This is a genomic window from Streptomyces sp. NPDC018019 (genome assembly GCF_044327805.1).
GTDB lineage: Bacteria > Actinomycetota > Actinomycetes > Streptomycetales > Streptomycetaceae > Streptomyces.
Genome location: NZ_JBIRGD010000017.1, coordinates 53,775 through 77,049 on the forward strand (window position 1 = coordinate 53,775; position 23,275 = coordinate 77,049).

Below are 23,275 nucleotides of genomic sequence, written 5' to 3' on the forward strand. Positions count from 1 at the left end.
CCAGAGGAGGCGGCGCCGGTCGGAAGGAGGCGCTGGGTGATCGAGCTCGACGGAGTTCCCGAGCTGATCGACCCGGTCATGGTGGCCGCGTTCGAGGGCTGGAACGACGCCGGTGACGCCGCCTCCGCCGCGGTCGCGCATCTGGACCGGGAATGGAAGGGCGAGGTGTTCGCCGCGCTGGACGCGGAGGACTACTACGACTTCCAGGTCAACCGTCCGACCGTCTGGCTGGACGGCGGCGTCCGCAAGATCACGTGGCCCACGACCCGGCTGTCCGTCGTGCGGATCGCCGATGCCGACGGCAAGGGCAAGCCGCGCGACCTGGTGCTGGTGCGGGGCATCGAGCCCAGCATGCGCTGGCGCTCGTTCTGCAACGAGATCCTGGGCTTCGCGCACGAGTTGGGCGTGGAGATGCTGGTGGTGCTGGGCGCGCTGCTCGGCGACACCCCGCACACCCGGCCGGTGCCGGTCAGCGGCGTCACCTCCGACCCGGACCTGGCGCGGACGCTGGACCTGGAGGAGACCCGGTACGAGGGCCCGACCGGGATCGTCGGCATCCTCCAGGAGGCGTGCACCCACGCGGGCGTCCCGGCCGTGAGCCTGTGGGCGGCGGTGCCGCACTACGTCTCGCAGCCGCCGAACCCGAAGGCCACCCTGGCGCTCCTGAACCGCCTGGAGGACCTGCTCGGCCTGCGCATCCCGCTGGGCGAGCTGAGCGAGGACGCGCGCGCCTGGCAGCTGGGCGTGGACCAGCTGGCGGCCGAGGACAGCGAGGTCGCCGAGTACGTCCAGTCGCTGGAGGAGGCGCGGGACACCGCCGATCTGCCGGAGGCGTCGGGCGAGGCCATCGCCCGCGAGTTCGAGCGCTATCTGCGCCGCCGGGACCCGCAGGCCGGGCCGGGGCTGGCCACCGAGGGCGGGGTGGCCGACGGCCGCGACGGCTCGTACCTGCGCGACACGACGAGCGGCCGCACCCGCCCGCCGAAGCCGGCCTCCAAGGAGCCCAAGGAGCCGAACCGGGAACGTGAGCCCGGCGGTCCGGCGGAGTCCCGGAGCCCGGAGGCCAAGGGCTCCGAGTCGAAGAATCCGGAGGACGGGGACTCGCAGTCCGGGAACCCGGAGGCCGGGGGCCCGGGGCCGCAGGGCAGGCAAGCCAAGGGCACGGACTCCGCGAAGCCGGACGTCACGGAGCCGGAGGACGGCCCGGCGGACGACTCCGAGAACTGACCGCTGCCAGGGGGCGGTCTCCGGGACGTCCCCTGGCCGGCCCCTGGCCATCCCTGGGCTGTCATCGGGCCGTCCCCGAGCCGTCCCCGGGTCGTCCCCTAGTGGCGGGGCAGGCGCCGGTTCCTCCTCGTCGGCGATCTCCGGCGTGCCCGCGTGCGGAAAGCTGATCTTCGTCCTCGTACGGACGAGCCCCGGCTCGCACTTCCTTGGGAGCGCCCTTGCGCACACGCCTGTGTACCGCCGCCCTGATCGCCGCCCTCGTCACCGGGACCGCCGTGGGACCGGTGGCCGCGGCCTCCGCACCGGCCGGGGCGTCCGCCGCGTACCCGGCGGCGTCCCGACAGCAGGACGGCCCCGACACCGCGGCGCTCCGGCAGGCGCTCCGCGGGCTGCCCGACCGGGACACCACCGCCGCGCTGGTGCGTGTGGGCGGACGGGGCAGTTGGCACGGCAGCGCCGGGGTACGCGACCTGTGCAGCAGGCGCGGGCCCCTGGAGAACGCGCGGTTCCGCGCGGGTTCGACCACCAAGACGGTCACCGCGGCCATCGTGCTCCAGCTCGCCGCCGAGAAGGAGATCGACCTGGACGGCACGGTCCAGCACTACCTGCCCGGCCTGCTGCCGAAGTCCTTCGACAAGCCCGTCACCGTACGGCAGTTGCTCACTTTCACCAGCGGCCTGCAACCGGGCGCGTCCCTCGGGCCGGAGAACGCCGAGGGGTACGCGAATCGTTTCCGCACCCTCACCCCGCAGGCCGTCGTCGCGGCGTCCGTCGCCAAGGGGCCCTATCGCGGGGACGGTGAGGGGCCGGGCAAGAAGCAGCGCTACAGCAACATCGACTACACCGTGCTCGGCATGCTGATCGAGAAGGTCACCGGCGACACGTACGAGCACCAGGCGGCGGTCCGGATCTTCCGGCCGGCCGGCATGACGCACACCTCGTTCCCCCGCGGGGCCGACCCGCGGATCCACGGCCCGCACCACCGGGGGTACCAGCGGCTGGCGAGCGGCGAGGTGGTGGACGCGACCGAGTGGAACATGTCCGACCGGTGGGCGGCGGGAAACATGATCTCCACCACCGCCGATCTGGAGAAGTTCCTCTTCGCGCTGTTCCGGGGCGAACTCGTGCCGCGCCCGCTGCTGGAGAAGGAGATGCTCACCGTGCCGGCCGTCAAGGGCGCCAAGCTGAGCGCGGGGCTCCAGCGTTACGACGCCGGCGACGGACGCGTCGTCTGGGGCAAGAGCGGCGGCCGGCCCGGCTACAACACGTTCATCGCGGCCACCCCGGACCTGTCGCGGACCCTGGTGTACTCCGTCAACGCGGTCGACGCGAAGGGCGAGACGATGAATCCGGTCGCCGAGCGCCTCGTACGGGCCGCCTTCGCGCCGGGCAACCGCTGAAGGGGCCACTACCGGTCTGCCCGGGATTTCGAGGTCCGGGGCGGTGCGGCGGCCGACGTTCGTGCTGCCGTGGCCGTACGGGCGGGGCGCTCCCTCGCGAGAGGGAACGCCCCGGGGTGAGTGGGCAGCCGCGGACGCGGGCCCGCCATGCGATGACGGCAGTACTGGTTACAGCGCTGCCTGTTGGAGCACCACTGGCTACAGCGCTGCCGGTTATTCGCTCTACCGGCTACAGCGCCACGCCGAGCAGCGCGTCCACCGCGCGCGAGACGAGGCCGGGTGCGCCCTCGTCGCTGCCGCCGTCGGCCTCCTGCACGGCGGCCCAGCGGTCGACCGCGGCAAGCGCGGCGGGCGAGTCCAGGTCGTCGGCCAGCGCCGTACGGATCTCCTCCAGCAGCGCCTCGGCGGGCGGGCCGTCCGGGCGGGAGACCGCGGCACGCCAGCGCGCCAGCCGCTGGACGGCCTCCTCCAGGACCGCGTCGGTCCACTCCCAGTCGGCGCGGTAGTGGTGCGCGAGCAGGGCCAGGCGGATGGCCGCCGGGTCCGTGCCGTCGCGGCGCACCTTGGAGACGAAGACGAGATTGCCCTTGGACTTGGACATCTTCTCGCCGTTCAGGCCGACCATGCCGGCGTGCACGTACGCCTTGGCGAAGGGGTGCTCGCCGGTCAGGGCCTGGGCGTGCGAGGCGCCCATCTCGTGGTGCGGGAAGGCGAGGTCGGAGCCGCCGCCCTGGACGTCGAAGCCCATGCCCAGGTACTGCAGGGCGATGGCGACGCACTCGATGTGCCAGCCCGGCCGGCCGCGGCCGAGCGAGCCGCCGTCCCAGCTGGGCTCGCCGTCGCGGGCGGCCATCCACAGCATCGGGTCGAGCGGGTTCTTCTTGCCGGGGCGCTCCGGGTCGCCGCCGCGCTCGGCGGACAGCACCCGCATCGCCTCGGCGTCCAGCCGGGAGACCTCGCCGAAGTGCCGGTCGGCCTCGACGGAGAAGTAGACGTCGCCTTCGAGCTCGTAGGCCGCGCCGTTGTCGCGCAGCCGCTCGACCATCGGAACGATCCACGGTATGGCCTCGACGGCGCCGACGTACTCGCGCGGCGGGAGCATCCGCAGGGCCGTCATGTCCTCGCGGAAGAGGGCGGTCTCGCGCTCGGCGAGGGCGGTCCAGTCGTCGCCGGTGGCCTGGGCCCGCTCCAGGAGGGGGTCGTCGACGTCGGTGACGTTCTGCACGTAGTGCACCTGGCGCTTCGTGTCGAGCCACACGCGCTGGACCAGGTCGAACGCGTTGTAGGTCGCCGCGTGCCCCATGTGGGTGGCGTCGTACGGCGTGATGCCGCAGACGTAGATACGGGCGACGGGACCGGGGGCGAGGGTCACCCGTCCGCCGGTCGCGGTGTCGTGGATCCTCAGGTCGCGGCCCTGACCGGGCAGGGCGGGGACCTCAGAAGCGGGCCATGCATGCATGCCTTGAGCGTAACCGGACGGATGTTCCGTATACGAACCGGACCACGGATCTTGGCCGAATAAGCCCTCTTGCGCGGAGTGGCATTCTGTGCAGCACAGCGGGCTGCGGCTGCGGTACGGCTCCGCGAGCGAGCCGTCCGCGCACACCGGTGTCCCGTGAGGCCCCCGCGCGGCCCGCGCTCAGACCGGCGGCCAGGGGATCGGTGGCCAGTCGCCGCCCGGCCGCGGGTGCACCCCGGTGCGCAGCAGGTCCGCGACGCGGTCGCGCAGCGCCGCCAGCTCGGTGGCGGTGATCAGCGACGCCAGCCGGGCGGCGAGCGGCGCGCCGTCCGCCAGCGCCGTGGCGAGCCGCCCGAGCACCGTCCGGGCCTCCTCGGTCAGCGGCTCGCCCGCCCAGCCCCACAGCAGCGTGCGCAGCTTGTCCTCGGCATTGAAGGTCACGCCGTGGTCGATGGCGTAGAGCCGGCCGTCGGCGGCGGGCAGCAGGTGGCCGCCCTTGCGGTCGCCGTTGTTGATCACGGCGTCCAGGACGGCGAGCCGGCGCAGCCGCTCGTCGTCGGCGTGTACCAGAAGCGCGGTGCGCCCTTCGCCCATCTCGGCGAAACCCACCGGTTTCCAGCCGGGTCCCGGCTCGTCCTCCTCGACCAGCGCCAGCAGCTCCGCGCCCTCGGGCGCCACCTCGATCCACTCCTGGACCATGCCCTGCCCGTACGGGCCGTCGCGCAGCACCGTGGTGGGGATCAGATCCCAGCCGGTGGCCCGGGACAGCTCGAAGGCGGCGACCTCGCGCTGGGCGAGGGTGCCGTCGGGGAAGTCCCACAGCGGGCGCTCCCCGGCGACGGGCTTGTAGACGCAGGTGCCGGTGGTGCCCTGGTAGCTGATCGTGCAGTACAGGACGGCGTTGGACGCCTCCCGCACTTGTCCGCGTACGGTCAGCTCGCCGTGCGCCAGCGCGTCCGCGGACAGCCGTCCGGGGCGCTCGGCGGCCGGCTCTCCGGGGCGCCCCGGGTCCCGGCCGGATATGGCGCCCTTGATGCCGCCGTTCGTGCCGCCGTCCGGGCTCTCACCCGATCGGCGGTCCGCCACCCGGTCGGCCGGGCCGGTGCCCCCGGCCGCCACCGTCTCCTCCCCCGGCATCACGCGTCCCGCCGGTACCCGTTCTGGCGCGGGCACACATGTCCCTCCGGATCGAGCGGCAGGCTGCACAGCGGGCACGGCGGGCGGCCCGCGTTGACGACCTCCAGGGCACGCTTGGCGAAGGAGCGGGCCATCGTGCCGGTGAGGCGGACCCGCAGCATCGGCGGGCCGTTCTCGTCGTCCTGGAGCAGCCGCTCCTCGGCCTCGGCGAGGTCCTCGTCCGTGTCGGCCTCCAGCTCGACCAGCGCCTGGGCCTCGATGATCATGCGTTGTTCGTCGCCGTCCCAGGCCAGCGCCATGGTGCCGACCCGGAACTCCTCCTCCACCGGCGCCTCCAGCGGCGCGGTGTCGGCCAGCTCGGCGGGGGCGACGGCGGGGACGGGGGCGTTGCCGCCGCTGCGGCGCACCACCTCGTCCAGCAGCTCGTCGATGCGCTCCGCCAGCGCGGCGACCTGGGTCTTCTCCAGGGCAACACTGGTGGTGCGGCCGGCTGCCGACGCCTGGAGGAAGAAGCTACGGCGGCCAGGCAGCCCGACCGTACCGGCCACGAAGCGGTCCGGCGCGTCGTAGAAGAACACCTGACGGGACAACGTCCTGCTCCGTTTGCTCGACTGCGGGGTGGTGGTCGCTGCGGTTCCTGTGGGTGGTGCTCGCGGATGTGGTTCCCAGGAGGTGGGGCGGGCAGCGCCGTCGCCCCACCCTACTGCGCCCGCTGATCACGGTCCGCCCGCGCCACCGCCGACGGCCGCGTCCCGGTCGTCCCCCGCCGAGCCGCCGTCCTCGCGCGGCGCCAGCGAGCCGAAGTCGCCGGTGTCGCCGAGGCGTACGAGATACGGGCGCAGCCGGGTGTAGCGGATCGCGGTGAGCGAACACGGTTCGACCGAGATCCGCTGGAACAGGTCGAAATGCAGCCCCAGGGCGTCGGCGACCAGGGACTTGATGATGTCGCCGTGCGAGCACATGGCGTAGACGGCCTCGGGCCCGTGCGCGGCCTCGATCCGGGCGTTCCAGTCGCGTACCGCGTCCACGGCGCGCGCCTGCATGCCGCGCATCGACTCGCCGCCGGGGAAGGCCGCGGCGGACGGGTGCTGCTGGACCACCTCCATCAGCGGCTCGTCGTTCAGCTCGGCCAGCTTGCGGCCCGACCAGTCGCCGTAGTCGCACTCGCTGATGCGGTCCTCGATGTGCAGCGGCAGACCGGGGCGGGCTTCCAGGAGCGGCTGAAGGGTCTCCCGGCAGCGCTGGAGCGGGCTGCTCACGGCGGCGGCGAGCGGCAGGTCCGCCAGGCGGCCGGGGAGCGCGGCGGCCTGGGCGGCACCGCGCTCGTCGAGGGCCACTCCGGGCGTCCGTCCGGCGAGCAGGCCGGACGTGTTGGCGGTGGAGCGGCCGTGCCGCACCAGGATCAGCGTGGGCATGGCAGCCAGCCTACGTTCCCGGGAGTGCGGCCCCGGACCCAGGCCCGGTCCTCCGGCCCGGGGCCGGACCCGCGCCGCGGGACGGCGGCACCCGGCGCACCCCGGGGCCGTCCCCGCCCGTGCCCTGGGCTCCTGGCACGAGCGGGAACGGCGAGTGACAATGCCCAGTGTGATCATCGACTGCGCCATCTACCAGGACGGCCGCCGCACCGAAGGGCCGTCGGACTTCTCCGACGCCCTCGAAGCGGCGCGCGCCGAAGGGCACTCGTTCCTGTGGCTGGGCCTGCACGAGCCCACCGAGGAGGAGTTCGACCGGGTCAGCAGCGAGTTCGGGCTGCACCCGCTCGCCGTGGAGGACGCGCTCAAGGCCCATCAGCGGCCGAAGCTGGAGGTGTACGACGACTCGCTGTTCGTCGTGCTCAAACCGATCTCCTACGACGACGCGGCGGGCACCATCTCCCCCAGCGAGCTGATGATCTTCCTCGGGGACTCCTTCGTCGTCACCGTCCGGCACGGCGAGGCCAGCCCGCTCGCGGCCGTACGCCGCCGCCTGGAGCACGAGCCGGACGTCCTGCGGCACGGCCCCACCGCGGTGCTGTACGCCGTCGGCGACGCGGTCGTCGACCACTACATCGAGGTGGCGGCAGAACTCCAGGTCGACCTGGAGGAGTTGGAAGCGGAGGTGTTCGCTCCGTCCCGCTCGGACAGCAACAACACGGCGGCCGCCATCTACGCGTTCAAGCGCGAGGTGCTGGAATTCCGCCGGGCCACCAACCCGTTGGTGGAACCGATGCTGCGCCTGCAGAACCCCGGGGTGCCCTTCGTGCACGACGAGGCCCGCCCGTTCTTCCGGGACGTCGGCGACCACCTGACCCGCGCCAACGAGTCCGTCGAGGGCCTGGACCGGCTGCTGTCGGACATCCTCAGCGCCCACCTGGCGCAGATGGGCGTGCGCCAGAACGACGACATGCGCAAGATCTCCGCCTGGGCGGCGCTGGCGGCCGTACCGACGCTGATCGCCGGTGTGTACGGCATGAACTTCGAGCACATGCCCGAGCTGAAGTGGTCCTGGGGCTACTACGGCATCCTGGTGCTGATGCTGGTCATCGAACTGTCCCTCTACCGCCTGTTCAAGCGGCGCGGATGGCTGTGAGCGCCGGGCGGTGCGCGCCGGTGTGCCCCGGACCCGTGCGCGCCGGGGTTCGGCGAGCCGCGCGCCCGTCGCACCCCGGGCTCTGCGCGCCGGTGCCGCTCAAACGAACTCGGGCGCCGAGGCGGCCGGGCCGCCCAGCGCGTCGCGCCGCTCCGGCGGCCGGAGCGTGACCATCCGGCGCCGGCCGCCGCACCGCTCGTAGACGTACACCGCGCGGATGCCGGCGGCGAGGACGGCGGACTTCGCCCGCGACCAGCCCAGGATGCGGCCCATGTGGGCCATCACGGCCAGGCTGACGTCCCGGTAGACCTCGACCTCGACGCGCGCCGCGGCACGCAGCGCGCGCCGGACCGCCGGGCCGTGGCCCTGGTCCACCAGGCGCAGCAGCTCCTCGTGGCAGTAGGCGAGATGGTTCTCCTCGTCCTGCGCGATCATCAGGATCGCCTTGCCCACCTCGGGGTGGTCGCCGAAGTGCTTCTTCAGCAGGTCCATCTGCTCGGCGGCGCGCTGCTCGGTGACCCGGCTGTGCGCGAGGTAGGTGATGATGTCCTGTTCGGTGAGCGGCTCGTCGCGGCGCAGCTTGTCGTGCGGCAGGCCGATGCCCCGGCGCTCCAGGAGGGCGGTGTAGTCGGTGGCCCCGGGGACCGGCACCGGATCCAGGCCCCGCTTGCGCAGCAGGGCGTTGAACAGGCGGCCGTGCTTGCCCTCGTCGGCGCCGTGCCGGGCGATCTTGGGGGCCAGCGCGCGCAGCGACTCGGGGACCAGTGCGGCGATCCGCCCGTTCTCCCAGCCGCCCTGCGCCTCTCCGCCGGCCGCGATGGAGCAGAAGAGCCGGTAGGACTCGTCGTGGGTGAGGATCTCCTGGAACAGGCTTCGCGCCGAGAGCATCGGGCCACCTCCGGTACACCGCATCCGCAGAAAAAGTAAAGAGCGGGGTGGTGAGGGTGACAACCGCCGGGTCGGTCATCTCGCCCGTTCGGGTGAGGGACCGGACGGCCGGAAGACGGACCGGCGGCGCTATGGGGCGCCGTGGCGTAACCACGCGGGCGGGCCGGCGTTGTGCCGGGTGCCGGCCGTGGCGGGGAAGACCCCCGAGCCCCCACCACGGCCGCAGGCTTGTCCGCACCCGGTTCCGCACCCGGCTCCACGCCCGGCCGGCGCCCGCCGTGACGCCGGTACCGCGTTACGCCAGTCCCGCGTGCTCCAGGGCCTCGGCGCCCGCCCGCAGCGAGGCGACCCGCTCCTCCAGCGTGAAGCCCGCGGGTGCCAGCGTCAGCGTGGTCACCCCGGCCGCCGCGTACGCCTGCATCCGGTCCGCGATGCGCTCGACGGAGCCCAGCAGTGTGGTCTGGTCGATCAGCCGGTGCGGGATCGCCGCCGCGGCGCCCTCCTTGTCGCCGGACAGGTACTTGTCCTGGATCTCGGCGGCCTCCTTCTCGTAGCCCATGCGCTGCGCGAGCTGGTTGTAGAAGTTCTGCTTGCGGCTGCCCATGCCGCCCACGTACAGCGCTGTGTACGGGCGGAAGGTGTCGGCCAGCGCGCTGACGTCCTTGTCGGCGCCGAGAGCCAGCGGCAGCGTCGGGCAGACGTCGAAGCCCTCCAGCGTCTTGCCCGCCTTCTCCCGGCCGGCCCGGATGTGCGTGATGGCCGTCTCCTCCAGGTGGTCGGCGGAGGGGAAGATCAGCAGGGCGCCGTCGGCGATCTCGCCGGTCTGGGCGAGGTTCTTGGGGCCGATCGCGGCGATGTAGAGCGGGATGTGCGTGCGCTGCGGGTGCACGGTCAGCTTCAGCGGCTTGCCGGGGCCGCCGGGCAGCGGCAGCGTCCAGTGCTGTCCCTCGTAGGACAGCCGCTCGCGGGTCATCGCCTTGCGGACGATCTCCACGTACTCGCGGGTGCGGGCCAGCGGCTTGTCGAACTTCACGCCGTACCAGCCCTCGGAGACCTGCGGTCCGGAGACGCCCAGGCCCAGCCGGAAGCGGCCGCCGGACAGCGAGTCGAGGGTGGCGGCCGTCATCGCGGTCATCGCGGGCGTACGGGCCGGGATCTGGAAGATCGCCGAGCCGACGTCGATGCGCTCGGTCTGGGCGGCGACCCAGGAGAGCACGGTGGGGGCGTCGGAGCCGTACGCCTCGGCGGCCCAGCAGACCGCGTAGCCGAGCCGGTCCGCCTCCTGCGCCACGGCCAGATTGTCCGCGTCCATCCCGGCGCCCCAGTAGCCGAGGTTGATCCCGAGCTTCATCGCGCTCCCCTTACTGATCAGTAACGTCGGTGTCCCGGGGACTCTAGCGCGGGGTACCGCCGGCCGTCACCGGCCTGCCGCCGACGGCCGGTGACACGGCGGTCCGCCGGGTTGTCCACAGGCCGGCGGCGCACCGGGCCGGACGGTTGTCCACAGGGTCCCGTGGCCCGGCCGGGGGGCCAGTAATCTCAAGGCTCATGGAGCAAAGGCACCTCGGCCGTACGGGCCTGCGCGTGTCCCGTCTCGGCCTCGGCACACTGACCTGGGCCAGGGACACCGACGAGCACGACGCCGCCGAACAGCTCAAGGCGTTCTGGGAAGCCGGCGGCACCCTCGTGGACACGGCCGACGTGTACGCGGACGGCGGCGCCGAGTACCTCCTCGGCCGGCTCTGCGAGCAGCTGGTGCCGCGCCGCGACCTGGTGATCGCGACGAAGGCGGGCAGCGTCCTGGACGCGGACCGCCGTGTGGACGGCTCCCGCCGCCACCTGCTGGACGCGCTGGACGCTTCGCTGGAACGTCTCGGCACGGACTACGTGGACCTGTGGCAGCTGCACGCCTTCGATCCGCACACCCCGCTGGAAGAGACCCTCCAGGCGCTCGACATCGCCGTCGCCACCGGCCGCGCGCGCTATGTGGGCGTCTCGAACTTCTCCGGCTGGCAGCTGGCCAAAGCGGCGACGTGGCAGCTGGCCGCGCCGACGATACGGACGCGCCTGGCCGGCACGCAGATGGAGTACTCGCTCCTCCAGCGCGGCATCGAAAGGGAACTGCTGCCCGCGGCACGCGACCTGGGCGTGGGCCTGCTGCCCTCGTCCCCGCTGGGGCGCGGGGTGCTCACCGGCAAGTACCGGCACAGCACCCCCGCCGACTCGCGCGGCGCCTCGGAACAGCTCGCGCCGTTCGTCGCCCCGTACCTGGACGACGCGGCGGGCCGGATCGTCGAGGCGGTCACCACGGCCGCCGACGGCCTCGCCGTCACCGCGCTCCAGGTGGCCCTGGCGTGGGTGCGCGACCGGCCCGGAGTCACCGCCCCGGTCGTCGGCGCGCGCACGGCGCAGCAGCTCAGAGCCGCGTTGTCAGTGGAGACCCTTAGTCTTCCTGACGAGATCTGCCGGGCCCTGGACGACATCTCGGCCCCGGTGCACCACTACCCCGATCACGACTGGAGCACGCTGTGAGTACCGACCGCCTCTCCGACGAGGCCGCGCCCGAGCCCACCGCGCCCGGCCCGGAGACCGCCGGGGAGCAGACCGCCGCGGCGGCCGCTCCCGGGGCAGCCGGGGCAGGCGCTGCGGACGCCGGGACGGACGCGGGGGCGGCCGGTGCGGACGCGGGTCCGGCCGGTGCGGACGCGGGTCCGGCCGGTGCGGACGGCGAGGGCGCGGGGGCGGCCGGTTCCGTCCCGGGCGCGGCCTCCGGCGCGGGCGGCGCGGGTGCCCCCGGCGGCGGTCGTCCCGCCGGGCAGGGCGGCGTCCCGAGCGCTGCGGCGCTGGCAGCTGCGGTCCGGGCAGTGGAGAGCGGTGAGCGGTCGGCGGATTCGTTCTTCACCGGGCGCTCTCCCCGGGCGGGCGGTGCCGGAGCGGCAGCGGGCGCCCCGAAGAACGGCGGAGTCCCTGCTCCCGCGGCAGGCCCCCAGGAGCGCGATGGCCGGAGCGCGCCGGCGGGCGCCCCGCCGGTGGCCGCGGCCCGGCCCGCCGAGGGCGGCGCCCAGCCCCACCCCCGTCCGGTCCCGAACGGTGACGGCCCCGGCCGTCCTCCCCTCGCGGAGCACGCCGCCGCGCACCCGGCCACGACGGCCGACCTGGCTCCCGGGCTCGACGGCGTACGGCAGGTGCTGGCCGCGGGCGGCGCCCCGGAGGCGCTGGCCGGGAAGACCGCCGAAACGCTCGGCGAGCGCGCGGCGGAGGCGCTGCGCGAGGACCCGTGGCAGCTCCTCTCCGTACCGGGCGTCCGCCCCGAGCAGGCCGACGGTTTCGCGCGGGCGCTGCTCGGTCCGGCCTGCGGGCCGGACGACGAGCGGCGCGCGCAGGCCCTGGTCGGCTGGCTGCTGGAGCAGGCGGCGCTGGCCGGGCACTCCGCGCTGGAGGCGTCCGCGCTGCGCGCCGCGCTCGCCCAGCGCTCCGTACCGGACCCGGACGAGGCCCTCCAGACGGCCATCGCCGAGGGCGCCGTACTGGTCTTCCAGGACGCCCTGGAGACGCCCGGCGCGCGTCCGGCGGCGGCCGACGAGGACGAGGAGCAGCCGGTCCGCGTCCTGCTCGGGCTCGACCGGTTCGCCATGGCCGAGGAGAGCGTCGCGGACGGCCTGGCCCGGCTGCTCAACACCTTCGAGGAGCCTTCCGACACGGACGGCGACGCCTCCGAGGGGGCGGGCGAAGACGAAGCGGCCGTGGAAGCCGTGGAAGCTGTGGAGGGCGCGGCAGACGCGGACGGCACGGCAGCCCCGGAAGACGGCAAGCAGGCCGATGGCGGCGCGCCGGAAAGCGGGGCCCCGGCGGACGGGGGCGAGCCGAGCGGCACCGGGACGGACGATCCCGCGACGCACAGTCCCGGGACGAGCGATACCGAGGCAGGCGGCGTCGGGACGAACGATGCCGGGACGGGCAGGGCCGAGACCGACGCCCCCGCGACGCACAGCACCGGGACGAGCGATGCCGAGGCAGGCGGCGCCGAGGCAGGCGGCGCCGAGACGGGCGGCGCCGAGACGGGCGGCGCCGAGACCGGTAGCACCGGGACGAACGATGCCGAAGCGGGCGGTCCCGCTCCGGACGGCCGCCCGGCACCGTCCCGCACCGTTCCGGACGCGGCCTTCTCCGTACGGGCCGAGCAGTCCGTTCAGGCCGTCCGGCAGCCGCGTCCGGCCGAGTGGGAAGCAGCCGCGGCGGCCGCGCCCAGTTCCTCCGCCGCCGAGCTGATCCGCGCCGCGGCCCGCAGCGGCCTGGTCGCGCACACCGGCGCCGAGGCCGCCCGCGCCGAGCCCGCCGCGCTGATCGCCGCGGCCCGCGCGCTCGGGCTGCGCGCCTGCGGCGCCACCCACACGGCGGACGGCCGCGCCCGGCTGTCCCGGCAGGTCGCCGAGGCCACCGACGCGTACGCCGGCCTGGCCGCCGCGCAGGCCGCCCCCGGTGACGCCGCCAAGGCCGCCGTCACGCTCTCCGGGCTGCTGGCCGGCCGCGAAGGCCCCGGCCGGGACGCGGACGGCGCGCTCGCGCTCGACCTGCTGGTCGTCCTGGACGCGCCCCAGCTCGACCTGGAAACCGCCGCGCTGCTCGTCGAGTCGCTGACCGATGGCACCCGCCTGGTGCTCAGCGGCGACCCCGGCGTCCTGTGGTCGGCCGGTCCCGGCCGGCTCTTCGCCGACGTGCTCGCCGCCCGCTGCTGCCCGCAGGTCGCCTCCCGTACGCCCGACTTCGGCCCGGTCGGCGAGCTGGTCTCCGGCATCGGCATCGGCGAGCTGAACCAGGTCGAGGCGCCCGGCAAGGAGGTCGTGATCGTCCCGGCGCGCGACCCCGGCGAGGCGGTGCACCGCACGGTGCAGCTCGTCGCCGACTCGGTGCCCCGGGCGATCGGCGTGCCCGCCGAGCAGACGCAGGTCATCACCGTCGGCCACGGCGGCGCCGCGGGCACCCGCGCGCTGAACGCGGCCCTCAAGGAGCGGCTCAACCCCGGCCCCGGCCGGTTCGGCGGCTTCGACCCGGGCGACCGCGTCGCCTACACCCCCGTTCCGGGCCGTACGGTCCCCGGCACGGTCACCGGCGCGGACGCAGCCGGGCTGCACCTGGAATGCGCCGGTGCCCCCGTGGTCGTCCCGCGCGAACGGGTCGGCGCGGACACCGTCCGGCACGGCTGGGCCATCACCGCCCACCAGGCGGTCGGCTCACGCTGGCCGGCCGCCGTGGTCGTCCTGCCGGGCGACGCCGCCCAGGCCCTCACCCGCGCCTGGGTCTACACGGCCTTCGGCCGCGCCGAGCGCCACCTGTCGGTCGTGCAGGGCGTGGACCAGGCGCTGCCGCGCGCGGTCGCCGAGATCCCCGCGAAGGAGCGCACGACCCGCCTGCGGACCCTCCTCCAGCTGCACGACGCCCAGTCCACGGAGGACGCCCTGACCGGCTGACCACCCCGCGCGCGACCGGCAGCGTGCTCGCACGGAGACGTGCCGCACGCTCGTACGGAGCCGGGCAGCGCGCTCGCACGGAGCCGGACGCCGCCCGTCCAGTGCCGGGCAGCGCGCTCGCAGAAGAGCCGTGCGGCGTGCTCGTACGGTGCCGGGCGGTACGCACCCGAGGGGTCCGTGCCGCCCGGCCCGCCCGGGCCCCTCATCTCTCCCCGTCGAGCCTCTCCAGCACGTCGTCGTCATCCACGTCGGCGCCCAGGTCCTCGTCGAAGACGGAGCTGACGTCGAAGCGGCACACGACCCGCTGCGGGTCGGTCTGGTCGAACGGTGCGGACAGCCACTCCCCGGGTTCCGGCGTTTCGTCGGCGGCGACCACCCACAGCGTGGAGTCGCCCTCCTCCAGGCCGAATTCCTTGTGCCGGGTGGCGATCTCGTCCGGTTCGAACTCCCCGAAGAGCACGCCCAGCGCCGCGTGCACACTGCTGCCGACCACCCCGGCCACCGTTCCCGTACCGCCGTTGACCGCCCGCGCCTCCGCCGCCGCGTCGGCGGCCGATTCGGGGTCGAGGTCGGCGATCCGCTGGGCCTGCGACAGCAGCCGCTGCGGTTCGACCACCGCGTAGTCGCGCCGGATCAGCACGCTCAGCGCGCTGGGTTCCTCCGGCCCCGCGTAGGCGGGCAGCGTGTCGTTTCCGGGGATCTCGAAGGGGGTGACCTCGTCATAGGTGTCGTACAGCAGCTCGTCGTACGCCTCAGCCGCCGCGGCGAGTTCGTCGAACGCGGCGTAGACGGCGGGGTCGTCCTGGCCCGAGCGGTGTTCGACCGCGTCGAGGTGACGGTCCAGCGCGGCTTTGACCGCCTCGGCGGCGGCACGTACCTCGGCAGCGGAAGGCTGCGCAGCATCAGACATAGTGCAGACGCTATCCGTACCGGGGCGGGTCCCGCACAATAGATGCGATGCCGGAATACGAATTCTGCGATGTGTACGTGCCGCGAGGGGTCTCCCGCAAGGCCGCCACACGCCTGCTGACCGACCATGCCGAGTACGGACACTGGGAGTTGGACCGCCTGCGCCTGAATCCCGACGGAAGCCGCCGCGTGCGGCTGCGCCGCCGGATCATCCGCCAGCTCCGCGCGACCTGGTGAGCGGCCACGGCCGCCGTGGCACACGCCGCACCGGGTGACCGCCGCGCCCGCGGCCCTCGCCCGGACATCACCGAGCGGGCCCCGCCGACGCGGGGCCCGCTCGGTGATACCGGCCTGACACCGTGATCAGGCCGGTGGGGCACCGGCCGCCGCGGGGCCCGTACGGCGCGCCCGGCGGCCGGGCCGGTCCGCGGCGTGCGCCCGCGGACCCGTCAGGCCCGTACGGAACGCGCGCGGCGGTAGAGCACCGCGCCGCCGATCAGCAGGCCCGCGCTCGCCGGCAGGGCGATGCCGAGCGCACCCGCGCCGGTCTGGGCGAGGTGCTCCACGCCCGAGCCGTCCGTGCCGCCCCCGGCGTCCTTCTCGCCCTTGCCGCCCTTGGGCGGGGTGACGATCTGCGTACGCGGCGCCGACTCCTCCATCTGGGCACGCGGTCCCCGCTCCTGGACGGCGCCCGCCGTGTCCGTCGTGTGCGGTGCCTGCCCGGTGGCCGGATCCACCGGTTCGCCCGCCCGGTCCTCGCCCGTGGCGCCGGGGCCGCCCGGGTTCCGCGGGCCGTCACCGGACGGCCGCGGCTCCTGCGGACCCGGACGGTGCGGCGCCGGGCCGTGGTCGGTACCGGTTCCGGTGCCGTCGCCGGTGCTGCCGCCCTCGTCCGCGCAGCCGTTGGCGTTGACGGGGTTGCCGAGTCCGACGACCGACACCGAGTTCCCGCAGGCGTTGACCGGCGTGTGGACCGGTGCCTGTACCTGGTTGCCGGAGGCGACGCCGGCCGAGGACTGTGCCGAGCCCTGGGCGCCGGAACCACCCGCTCCGTTCCTGCCCTGGTTCCGGCCGCCGTGGGAACCGCCGCCGTTGTCGCACCGGTTTCCCATGGCGGGGTTCAGCAGCCCGACGACGTTGACGGAATTTCCGCAGGCTTGCACCGGGATGTCCACGGGGAGTTGGGCGGCATTGCCGGCCAATGTCCCCGGGGAATGCGCCGCATTCCCCTGCGCACCGGAATCCGCGTGCGCGTAGCCGCCCGCGACGGCCAGTACGCCGCTCGCTGCCGCCATCGTGATCAGGCCCTTTTTCCCGACCTGTCGCATAGGTTCGTCTCCCCTGCCTTTGACCTACCGAATGACCCGCGGAACACCTCACGTCCGCGTGCCGGAACAACCGTCGGCTCCGGAGTGCATGGCGCGCACTCCGGAGCCGACCGGAATTACAGCCTTACGGGTTCGGGCACCGCGTCAGTCGTTGACGCAGGTGTTGCCAAAGGCAGGGTTCAGCAGCCCGATGATGTCAATCGTGTTGCCGCACAGGTTGATCGGCACGTGGATCGGCACCTGAACGGCGTTGCCCGAAATGACACCCGGGGAGTTCAGGGCGGCACCCTGCGTCCCCGCGTCGGCGACGGCCATGCCCGCGCCGGCGAGCACCAGACCACCGGTGGCAGCCGCGGCAGCGACGACCTTCTTGATCATTATTCCTCCTTGTTGGCAATGCGGTCCCAGCCGCGGACCGCACCCTCTGCAACGAGGAGAAGGTGATGAAGCTACGAGCCTATGACGGCATTCACTCGTTCCGGCTAAATACGCACGCCTGGGCGATTGTCCGGCCTCCGTACGAGGCCGGGCGGGGGGAAGTCCCGTACCGCGGCACGGGACTTCGCGTCAGCTCTGCTCGATGAACCGGTCGAGCACGCGCGTCCCGAACTTCAGTCCGTCGACCGGTACCCGCTCGTCCACGCCGTGGAACATCCCGGCGAAATCCAGCTCCGGCGGCAGTTGCAGCGGCGCGAAACCGAAGCACCGGATTCCGAGGTCGTCGAAGGACTTCGCGTCCGTACCGCCGGAGAGCATGTACGGGACGGCCCGTGCGATCGGGTCCTCGGCCTTCAGTGCCGACTGCATGGCCGCCACCAGGGGGCCGTCGAAACTGGTCTCCAGTGCCTTGTCGGCATGAATGTCCTCGCGCTTGACCCGCGGGCCGAGAATCCGGTCCAGATCGGCCAGGAACTCCTCCTCGTGGCCGGGCAGGAACCGGCCGTCGACGGCCGCGGTCGCCTGGCCCGGGATGACGTTGACCTTGTACCCGGCGCCCAGTTGGGTCGGCGCCGCGGTGTTCTGCAGCGTGGCACCGATGATCTTGGCGATGCCGCCCAGCTTGGCGAGGGTCTCCTCCATGTCCTCGGGGTCGAGTTCGGTGCCCAGGGCGTCCGACAGCTCGTCGAGGAAGGACCGCACGGTCTTGGTCACCCGTACCGGGAACTTGTGCCGCCCGAGCCGGCCGACCGCCTCGCACAGCTCGGTGATCGCGTTGTCGCTGTTGGTCATCGAGCCGTGACCGGCGGTGCCGTCCACGGTCAGCCGCATCCAGTGCATGCCCTTCTGGGCCGTCTCGATCAGGTACAGCCGCAGGTTCTCGTTGACGGTGAAGGAGAAGCCGCCGACCTCGCCGATGGCCTCGGTCACCCCCTCGAAGACCCCGGGGTGCTTGTCGACGAGGTGCCGGGCGCCGTACACGCCGCCCGCCTCCTCGTCGGCGAGGAAGGCCAGCACGATGTCGCGCGGCGGCTTGCGGCCGGAGCGCAGGCGGTCGCGGACGACCGCGAGCGTCATGGCGTCCATGTCCTTCATGTCGACCGCGCCGCGGCCCCACACACAGCCGTCCGCGATCTCCCCGGAGAACGGGTGGTGGGTCCAGTCCTCCGCGTTGGCGGGCACCACGTCGGTGTGCCCGTGGATGAGCAGCGCGGGCCGCGACGGGTCCGCGCCCTCGATCCGGGCCACCGTCGAGGCGCGGCCCTTGTGCGACTCGATGATCTGCGGCTCCAGGCCGACCTCGGCGAGCTTCTCCGCCACGTACTCGGCGGCGGCCCGCTCGCCCGGTCCCGAGTGGTCGCCGTAGTTGCTGGTGTCGATCCTGATCAGGTCCCGGCACAGGTCGACGACCTCGTCCTCGCCGGTGACCGTACGGGCCGGCTGCGACTCGCTCACACTGCCTCCTCATGGTTCACGGCCGCGCCGTCCTCCCGAAGGGGTCCGGGCCGCGGCGGGGTCCACCGCCATCCTCCCCCTCGGCGGCGCTGCGCCCAAGGCCGCAATACTCCCGACATCCGCTGGTCACAGGCGCGGACCTGACGGAGCCCGGCCGTGATCGACCACCCCTGAACGTTTGCTATTGTTTTCCCTGTCGGAACGGCCGAGGGCCGGACCGGCAGACACCTGGTCCGGGTGGCGGAATGGCAGACGCGCTAGCTTGAGGTGCTAGTGCCCTTTATCGGGCGTGGGGGTTCAAGTCCCCCCTCGGACACCAGTAAGAAGCCCCAGCTCAGCTGGGGCTTTCTGCGTTGGCGGGGCGCCGCTGCCGCGCGGACTCCCTGAGGCCCGCCACCAGACCGGCCTGTTCGTGGTGGACCCGTCCGCCTCCCGCGCGGCGTTCGGCGCGGACCCCGTACCCCTGACTCGGTGGCACGACCGGCAGTGAACCGCATTCGGCGGGAGGGCGGGAAGAAATGGCTCAAGGACTGCGTCCACACGGGCATCCGTGCGGTCCGCGGCTCATCGCGCCGGCGGCGTGCGACCGTGGCGACCGGCCGCCGCCGCGACGAGCTCCCCCTCATGCGGACACCCCCGTCGTCCGCGTGAGTGGACATGGAAACTACCCTGTTCATCTCTGCTAACGCGATCCCGACGTTAAGTGCAAGCCAGAGTCCTGTCAACTAGGATGAGTTGGCACTCCGAGGCAGCTCACCCCGGCGCATGAGAAGGAGCCCCGATGTCGTCACTGGCCGGGAAGGTCGACAAGCTGTTCACCACGATCCGCGCGAACGGCCGCGAGTACACCTACGAGGAAGTCGCGCGCGGGTGCAGTGAACTGAGCGGCGGTACGTTCTCCAAGACGTACGTCTGGCAGCTGCGCACCGGCCAGCGCACCAACCCCACCAAGCGCCACCTGGAGGCCCTCGCGGCGTTCTTCCGGGTGCCGGTGGCCTACTTCTTCGACGACGACACCGCCGACCGCGTCGACTCCCAGCTCGCCCTCGCCTCGGCGATGGGCAACGCGGAGGTCCGTGACATCGCGCTGCGCGCCATGAGCATGGACGACTCCGGCCGCAAGTCGCTGGCCCGCATCATCCGCGAGGTCAGCATGCTGCACGCCACCACGGCCGCGTCGCGCGGCCGGCAGCCGAACCAGCCGGCCGACAGCGAGGAGTAGTGCTCCGGATGCCTTTCCCCTGGCGTGACCGCCACGGCAGAGGGTCTTCCGGGATGAAGGCCCTGCGCCGGCAGTGCCGGGAAAAGCTGGCGTCGTTCGGACTCCCGCCCGCCTACGACCTCCCGCTGCTCTGCGACCACCTGGCCCGGGTACGGGGCCGGGAGATCCAGCTGGTGGCCATGCCGATGGGCACCTCGGGGCCGTGCGGGCTGTGGCTGTCCTTCCCGGGCACGGACTACGTCGTCTACGAGGCGCAGACCAGCCGGCACCACCAGGAACACATCATCGCCCACGAACTGGCCCACATGATCTGCGGCCACCACGGCGTCGGGTTCCCCGGCGACGACTCCGGGACCCACCTCTTCCCGGACCTCGACCCGTCCCTCGTGCAGGACCTGCTGTACCGCGAGAACTACTCGGACGCCCAGGAACAGGAAGCCGAGGTCATGGCATTTCTCCTCGGGGAGGCGCTGCGGGCCGGCACACGCGGGGGCGCGGCCGCGCCCGACCCCAACAGCGTGCTCGGCCGCATCCACGGTTCGCTGAACTGGCGCCGTGAGGACGGTTCATGACGGGCATCACCCACATCCGGTACCCGATCGCCGCGCTCGCCTGCTGGATCGCGTTCGCCTACACCCTCGTACCGCTGCTGCGCGGGCACCGCCGCAACGCGGGGCTGATCGCGCTGTGCGCCTCGTTCGGGTGCCAGGGGATGTACCTGTCCATGTCCACCCCGGCGCGCTGGACGGGCACCCTGTTCGGCACCATCACCTGGTACAACGTCTCGGTCCAGCTGTGGATCATCGCCGTACTGGCCTGCCAGCAGGTCCTGCTCATCCACTGGATACACCCGGCGGCCGAGGCGCGGGTCCGGGCCCGGCGGCGGCTGCTGCTCCTGGCCGCGGTGCCGGTGACGATGGTGGTGCTGTTCTTCCTGGCGACCCTCCAGGGGCCGCCGCGCAACGTCTTCACCCACCCCGGCGACCAGCCGTTCTTCGTCGCCTACCAGGCCGCGTACCTGACCGCGTTCGTGGTCGGCAAGGTCCTGGTGGCCCGCGCCTGCTGGCACTTCGCCAAGCTGACCGACCACGCCTGGGTGCGCCGCGGGCTGCGCATCGCGGCGGCCGGCGCGGTCATCGAGCTGGTCTATCCGGCCGGGCGCTACGCCGACGTCTTCCTCACGCAGTACGGCTGGAACCCGCTGCGCTGGTCCGATGTGTCCCGTACGACGCTGACCATCGGCATGGTCCTCAACATCGTCGGCTGGACCGCCCCGCTGTGGGGGCCGCGGGTCTCCGCCGCCCGCAGCTGGCTGGCCGACTACCGCAGTTACCGGCTGCTGCGCCCGCTGTGGCAGGCGCTGCACCAGGCTCATCCGGAGATCTCCCTGCCGTCCAGCACCGGCAGCGATCTGTCCGCCCTGTACGACCTGCGCTTCCATCTGCACCGCCGGGTGATCGAGATCCGGGACGGCTGTCTGGCGCTGCGCGCGCACCACGGTGATCCGGGCGCGTTGCTGATGCCGGGTCAGGGGGCCGCCGCGGAGCGGCACGCGGAGGTGGAGGCGGCGCACATCGCGGCGGCGCTGGCGGCCGGGCCCCGGCCGCCGGGGCCCGGGGCGGACGATGCCGCCGCCGCGGAGGGACCGGCGGGCCCGGACGGGGTGCCGGCCCCCGCCGCGGCGGGCGGTCCGGACTTCTCCGCCGATGTGGCGTGGCTGGTCGAGGTGTCCCGTGCGTTCGCGCGGGTGCGGCCAGCGGTGGCCCGGGCCGGACGCTGACCGTACGGCCCGGGCCCGCGGGTGCGCTATCCGGCGAACGGCACGACGGGCAGCCCCTGGGCGATCCCGGGCACCACGAACAGGTTGCCGGCCTCCGGCTCTACGTCGCCCAGGTCCCGGCGGGCCGAGGTGACGTAGAGGTCGGTCAGGTCCGGTCCGCCGAAGGCGCAGGCGCTGGTCAGCGAGGCGGGGAAGGTGATCTCGCGGTCCAGCCGGCCGTCCGGGGCGTAGCGGCGGACCGCGCCGCCGCGGAAGAGCGCCACCCAGACACCGCCGTCGGTGTCGGTGCACATGCCGTCCGGCAGGCCGTCGGTGCCGGTGACGTCGGTCAGCACACGGCGGTTGGCCGCCTTGCCGGTGTCCGGGTCGTAGTCGAAGACGTCGATGCGGCGGGTCGGGGTGTCCACGTAGTACATGCGGGTGCCGTCCGGGCTCCAGGTGATGCCGTTGCTCAGCCGGATGCCGGTGGCCGCGGTGTGCGCGGTGCCGTCGGCGTCGATCCGCGCCAGCCAGCCGGGCGCGGTCTCCCCGGCGATGGTGCCCACCCACAGGCGGCCCCGGCCGTCGGTGTTCGCGTCGTTGCCGCGCACGCCCTGCTCCGACCACTCGGTCAGCCACCGCCGGGTCCCGTCCGGGCCGGTCACCGCGACGCCGTCGCGCAGGCTCAGGACGAGACCGCCGTCGGCCCGGGGCAGCGCCGCCGCCACCGGCTGGTCGACCTCGGTGACCGTGTCGGCGCCGTCGGCGGGGCGGTAGCGGTGGATCCCGCCGTTGTTCATGTCCACCCACAGCAGCGTGCCGTCCCGGGCGTCCCAGGTCGGGCATTCCGCAAAGTGCGCCCGTACGGCCAGGGCCACTTCAACACTCACAGTGCACATTCTCCTCGGAACGGGGTTCGCGGGCCGGGGCGCCGCTCCCGGAACCGGGCCGGGAGCGGCGCCGGTTCATCCGGTCAGTACGGGGCCGAGCGCGTCCATCAGCACCGTCGTGCCGTCCCCGTCGAGGACGTCGACGACCGGCAGGCCCAGGGAGCGCAGGCTGGCCACGTTCTCCCGGCCGCGGGTGGCGACGGCGACGACCGGGGCGCCGCCCAGCTCCTCGACGATGCGTATCTCGCTGCGCGGGTCGTGCACGGGCAGGTGCTCCCAGTGGTAGCGCTGCGCGCGGCGCGGGTCGTGCACGAAGACCACCGCGTCGGGCTGGGAGCCCTGGAGGATGGCGGTGGCCAGGCCGCCGAAGGCGGGGTGCAGCACGGACGCCTGGCCCTTGATGATCAGCAGGTCGTGCCGGGGATCGGCGCGCTGCACCAGGTGCTCGACGAGCCCGGCCGCCTGGAAGACGGGGGTGCGGTCGATGATCGCGCCTTCCGTGCAGCCGGCCAGCAGGCAGGTCTGGCCGGTGCCGATGTATCCGGAGTCGATACCGCGCGCCTGGGCCTCCCGGTGCAATTGGAGGGCGACGGTCCGCTTTCCCACGACACAGTCGCTGCCCGCCACGTGCACGAGTTTGGCGCGATTGCGCCGCTGCCGCCCGGAATACTTCGGCAACTCGTCGTACGGGCGGCGGACATCGACCAGCTGCTGGCCGTCCGCCGTCTTTTCGGCGAATTCCGTGTGCCGCAGCTGGAGGTGGAGGCAGGAAATGACGTGCAGGCCGTTGCGGACGGCGGTGGCGATCTGGTCCCACCAGAAATCCGGCAGGTCCCCGGGCTGCCGCGGCGCGTGCCGCACCTCGCCGTCCACGACCTCGACGTGGTCGGACTCGGTCATCGCCACCACCAGCGCTTCCGGCTGGTGACGCAGGGCCTCCTCCAGCGAGGAGACGACCGGGACGTCGGTGCCGGGCACCACGGACGCCGTACTGCCGGACGTGTGCAGGCGGTCGACGACCGCCACCGTTTCGAGGACGGTGCTGTGCCGCAGCACCCCTTGCGCCGTCTTGCCTTCGAGAAGGCCGAAAACCCCGTCGGCGAAGAGCACGGAACGGAGTGGAAGCC

The 23,275-nt window shown here is 73.4% G+C and carries 21 protein-coding genes and 1 tRNA gene; 10 read left to right on the forward strand and 12 right to left on the reverse strand.

Annotated features, from left to right (window positions below; all coding sequences use genetic code 11):
• The first annotated feature begins 36 nt into the window (after positions 1-36).
• Together ACH4FX_RS26285 and ACH4FX_RS26290 are read left to right on the forward strand one after the other, a co-directional pair.
• Positions 37-1,227 (forward strand): PAC2 family protein, encoded by a 1,191-nt coding sequence (locus ACH4FX_RS26285; protein WP_398482892.1) that lies wholly within the window; start codon positions 37-39, stop codon positions 1,225-1,227.
• A gap of 218 nt (positions 1,228-1,445) precedes the next feature.
• Positions 1,446-2,627, forward strand: coding sequence for a serine hydrolase domain-containing protein (locus tag ACH4FX_RS26290; protein WP_398482894.1), 1,182 nt, complete (start codon positions 1,446-1,448; stop codon positions 2,625-2,627).
• A gap of 229 nt (positions 2,628-2,856) precedes the next feature.
• Here ACH4FX_RS26290 and mshC read toward each other — a convergent pair whose 3' ends face one another.
• From mshC to ACH4FX_RS26310, 4 genes are all read right to left on the reverse strand, one after another.
• A complete protein-coding gene (gene mshC, locus ACH4FX_RS26295) occupies positions 2,857-4,086 on the reverse strand; it encodes a cysteine--1-D-myo-inosityl 2-amino-2-deoxy-alpha-D-glucopyranoside ligase (protein WP_398482896.1) in 1,230 nt (409 codons plus the stop codon).
• Between the two features lie 180 nt (positions 4,087-4,266).
• Positions 4,267-5,223, reverse strand: a complete 957-nt coding sequence (locus ACH4FX_RS26300; RefSeq protein WP_398482898.1) for an SCO1664 family protein — start codon at positions 5,221-5,223, stop codon at positions 4,267-4,269.
• Positions 5,223-5,813: a DUF3090 domain-containing protein gene (locus ACH4FX_RS26305; RefSeq protein WP_398482899.1), complete on the reverse strand. Its 591-nt coding sequence runs from the start codon at positions 5,811-5,813 to the stop codon at positions 5,223-5,225. Before ACH4FX_RS26305 ends, ACH4FX_RS26300 begins: the two co-directional genes overlap by 1 nt.
• A 126-nt stretch (positions 5,814-5,939) precedes the next feature.
• The gene (locus ACH4FX_RS26310; RefSeq protein ID WP_398482901.1) at positions 5,940-6,638 is read right to left on the reverse strand and encodes a histidine phosphatase family protein; all 699 of its coding nucleotides are present in this window, start codon (positions 6,636-6,638) and stop codon (positions 5,940-5,942) included.
• A gap of 160 nt (positions 6,639-6,798) precedes the next feature.
• Here ACH4FX_RS26310 and corA point away from each other — a divergent pair, with 160 nt between their 5' ends.
• Positions 6,799-7,791, forward strand: coding sequence for a magnesium/cobalt transporter CorA (gene corA, locus ACH4FX_RS26315; protein WP_398483128.1), 993 nt, complete (start codon positions 6,799-6,801; stop codon positions 7,789-7,791).
• Positions 7,792-7,890: 99 nt separating this feature from the next.
• Here the strand turns inward: corA and ACH4FX_RS26320 are convergent, their stop codons facing one another.
• Together ACH4FX_RS26320 and ACH4FX_RS26325 are read right to left on the reverse strand one after the other, a co-directional pair.
• Complete coding sequence (locus ACH4FX_RS26320) at positions 7,891-8,679, reverse strand: ferritin-like domain-containing protein (protein ID WP_398482903.1); 789 nt, start codon at positions 8,677-8,679, stop codon at positions 7,891-7,893.
• A gap of 295 nt (positions 8,680-8,974) precedes the next feature.
• Positions 8,975-10,030, reverse strand: coding sequence for an LLM class F420-dependent oxidoreductase (locus tag ACH4FX_RS26325; protein ID WP_398482904.1), 1,056 nt, complete (start codon positions 10,028-10,030; stop codon positions 8,975-8,977).
• 197 nt (positions 10,031-10,227) lie between these two features.
• Between ACH4FX_RS26325 and ACH4FX_RS26330 the strand changes: the two genes are divergently transcribed.
• Both ACH4FX_RS26330 and ACH4FX_RS26335 read left to right on the forward strand, forming a co-directional pair.
• Entirely contained in the window at positions 10,228-11,211 is a 984-nt protein-coding gene (locus ACH4FX_RS26330) for an aldo/keto reductase (protein ID WP_398482906.1), read from the forward strand.
• Entirely contained in the window at positions 11,208-14,147 is a 2,940-nt protein-coding gene (locus tag ACH4FX_RS26335; RefSeq protein WP_398482907.1) for a helix-hairpin-helix domain-containing protein, read from the forward strand. Before ACH4FX_RS26330 ends, ACH4FX_RS26335 begins: the two co-directional genes overlap by 4 nt.
• Positions 14,148-14,349: 202 nt before the next feature.
• On the opposite strand, the gene ACH4FX_RS26340 is transcribed toward ACH4FX_RS26335, so the two are convergent.
• Positions 14,350-15,057 (reverse strand): hypothetical protein, encoded by a 708-nt coding sequence (locus tag ACH4FX_RS26340; protein WP_398482909.1) that lies wholly within the window; start codon positions 15,055-15,057, stop codon positions 14,350-14,352.
• 47 nt (positions 15,058-15,104) lie between these two features.
• Between ACH4FX_RS26340 and ACH4FX_RS26345 the strand changes: the two genes are divergently transcribed.
• Entirely contained in the window at positions 15,105-15,293 is a 189-nt protein-coding gene (locus tag ACH4FX_RS26345; RefSeq protein WP_018537156.1) for a DUF5703 family protein, read from the forward strand.
• Between the two features lie 212 nt (positions 15,294-15,505).
• On the opposite strand, the gene ACH4FX_RS26350 is transcribed toward ACH4FX_RS26345, so the two are convergent.
• The 3 genes from ACH4FX_RS26350 to ACH4FX_RS26360 form a co-directional block, all read right to left on the reverse strand.
• Positions 15,506-16,384 carry a chaplin gene (locus ACH4FX_RS26350; protein WP_398482911.1) on the reverse strand — a complete coding sequence of 293 codons (879 nt, stop codon included), beginning with the start codon at positions 16,382-16,384 and terminating at the stop codon, positions 15,506-15,508.
• Positions 16,385-16,528: 144 nt separating this feature from the next.
• Positions 16,529-16,762 (reverse strand): chaplin, encoded by a 234-nt coding sequence (locus ACH4FX_RS26355; RefSeq protein ID WP_150240554.1) that lies wholly within the window; start codon positions 16,760-16,762, stop codon positions 16,529-16,531.
• Between the two features lie 189 nt (positions 16,763-16,951).
• Positions 16,952-18,277, reverse strand: a complete 1,326-nt coding sequence (locus tag ACH4FX_RS26360; RefSeq protein WP_398482913.1) for a M20/M25/M40 family metallo-hydrolase — start codon at positions 18,275-18,277, stop codon at positions 16,952-16,954.
• 231 nt (positions 18,278-18,508) lie between these two features.
• Here ACH4FX_RS26360 and ACH4FX_RS26365 point away from each other — a divergent pair.
• The 4 genes from ACH4FX_RS26365 (at position 18,509) to ACH4FX_RS26380 (ending at position 21,279) form a co-directional block, all read left to right on the forward strand.
• Positions 18,509-18,596, forward strand: a tRNA-Leu gene (locus ACH4FX_RS26365).
• Between the two features lie 462 nt (positions 18,597-19,058).
• Positions 19,059-19,499, forward strand: a complete 441-nt coding sequence (locus tag ACH4FX_RS26370) for an XRE family transcriptional regulator (protein ID WP_398482915.1) — start codon at positions 19,059-19,061, stop codon at positions 19,497-19,499.
• Positions 19,500-19,552: 53 nt separating this feature from the next.
• Positions 19,553-20,071 (forward strand): toxin, encoded by a 519-nt coding sequence (locus ACH4FX_RS26375; RefSeq protein WP_398482917.1) that lies wholly within the window; start codon positions 19,553-19,555, stop codon positions 20,069-20,071.
• A complete protein-coding gene (locus ACH4FX_RS26380; protein ID WP_398482919.1) occupies positions 20,068-21,279 on the forward strand; it encodes an MAB_1171c family putative transporter in 1,212 nt (403 codons plus the stop codon). Before ACH4FX_RS26375 ends, ACH4FX_RS26380 begins: the two co-directional genes overlap by 4 nt.
• A gap of 26 nt (positions 21,280-21,305) precedes the next feature.
• Here the strand turns inward: ACH4FX_RS26380 and ACH4FX_RS26385 are convergent, their stop codons facing one another.
• On the reverse strand, positions 21,306-22,157 hold the full coding sequence (locus ACH4FX_RS26385; protein ID WP_398482921.1) for an SMP-30/gluconolactonase/LRE family protein: 852 nt from the start codon (positions 22,155-22,157) through the stop codon (positions 21,306-21,308).
• A 66-nt stretch (positions 22,158-22,223) separates the two neighbouring features.
• Positions 22,224-23,258, reverse strand: coding sequence for a DUF1611 domain-containing protein (locus ACH4FX_RS26390; protein ID WP_398482922.1), 1,035 nt, complete (start codon positions 23,256-23,258; stop codon positions 22,224-22,226).
• Positions 23,259-23,275: the final 17 nt, after the last annotated feature.

Bases quoted from the DNA above. Each gene is read 5' to 3' on its own strand.
- mshC (WP_398482896.1), bottom strand. From the start codon at position 4,086: ATGCATGCATGGCCCGCTTCTGAGGTCCCCGCCCTGCCCGGTCAGGGC.
- ACH4FX_RS26300 (WP_398482898.1), bottom strand. From the start codon at position 5,223: ATGCCGGGGGAGGAGACGGTGGCGGCCGGGGGCACCGGCCCGGCCGAC.
- ACH4FX_RS26310 (WP_398482901.1), bottom strand. From the start codon at position 6,638: ATGCCCACGCTGATCCTGGTGCGGCACGGCCGCTCCACCGCCAACACG.
- corA (WP_398483128.1), top strand. From the start codon at position 6,799: ATGCCCAGTGTGATCATCGACTGCGCCATCTACCAGGACGGCCGCCGC.
- ACH4FX_RS26320 (WP_398482903.1), bottom strand. From the start codon at position 8,679: ATGCTCTCGGCGCGAAGCCTGTTCCAGGAGATCCTCACCCACGACGAG.
- ACH4FX_RS26325 (WP_398482904.1), bottom strand. From the start codon at position 10,030: ATGAAGCTCGGGATCAACCTCGGCTACTGGGGCGCCGGGATGGACGCG.
- ACH4FX_RS26330 (WP_398482906.1), top strand. From the start codon at position 10,228: ATGGAGCAAAGGCACCTCGGCCGTACGGGCCTGCGCGTGTCCCGTCTC.
- ACH4FX_RS26340 (WP_398482909.1), bottom strand. From the start codon at position 15,057: ATGTCTGATGCTGCGCAGCCTTCCGCTGCCGAGGTACGTGCCGCCGCC.
- ACH4FX_RS26345 (WP_018537156.1), top strand. From the start codon at position 15,105: ATGCCGGAATACGAATTCTGCGATGTGTACGTGCCGCGAGGGGTCTCC.
- ACH4FX_RS26350 (WP_398482911.1), bottom strand. From the start codon at position 16,384: ATGCGACAGGTCGGGAAAAAGGGCCTGATCACGATGGCGGCAGCGAGC.
- ACH4FX_RS26355 (WP_150240554.1), bottom strand. From the start codon at position 16,762: ATGATCAAGAAGGTCGTCGCTGCCGCGGCTGCCACCGGTGGTCTGGTG.
- ACH4FX_RS26370 (WP_398482915.1), top strand. From the start codon at position 19,059: ATGTCGTCACTGGCCGGGAAGGTCGACAAGCTGTTCACCACGATCCGC.
- ACH4FX_RS26375 (WP_398482917.1), top strand. From the start codon at position 19,553: ATGAAGGCCCTGCGCCGGCAGTGCCGGGAAAAGCTGGCGTCGTTCGGA.
- ACH4FX_RS26380 (WP_398482919.1), top strand. From the start codon at position 20,068: ATGACGGGCATCACCCACATCCGGTACCCGATCGCCGCGCTCGCCTGC.
- ACH4FX_RS26385 (WP_398482921.1), bottom strand. From the start codon at position 22,157: ATGTGCACTGTGAGTGTTGAAGTGGCCCTGGCCGTACGGGCGCACTTT.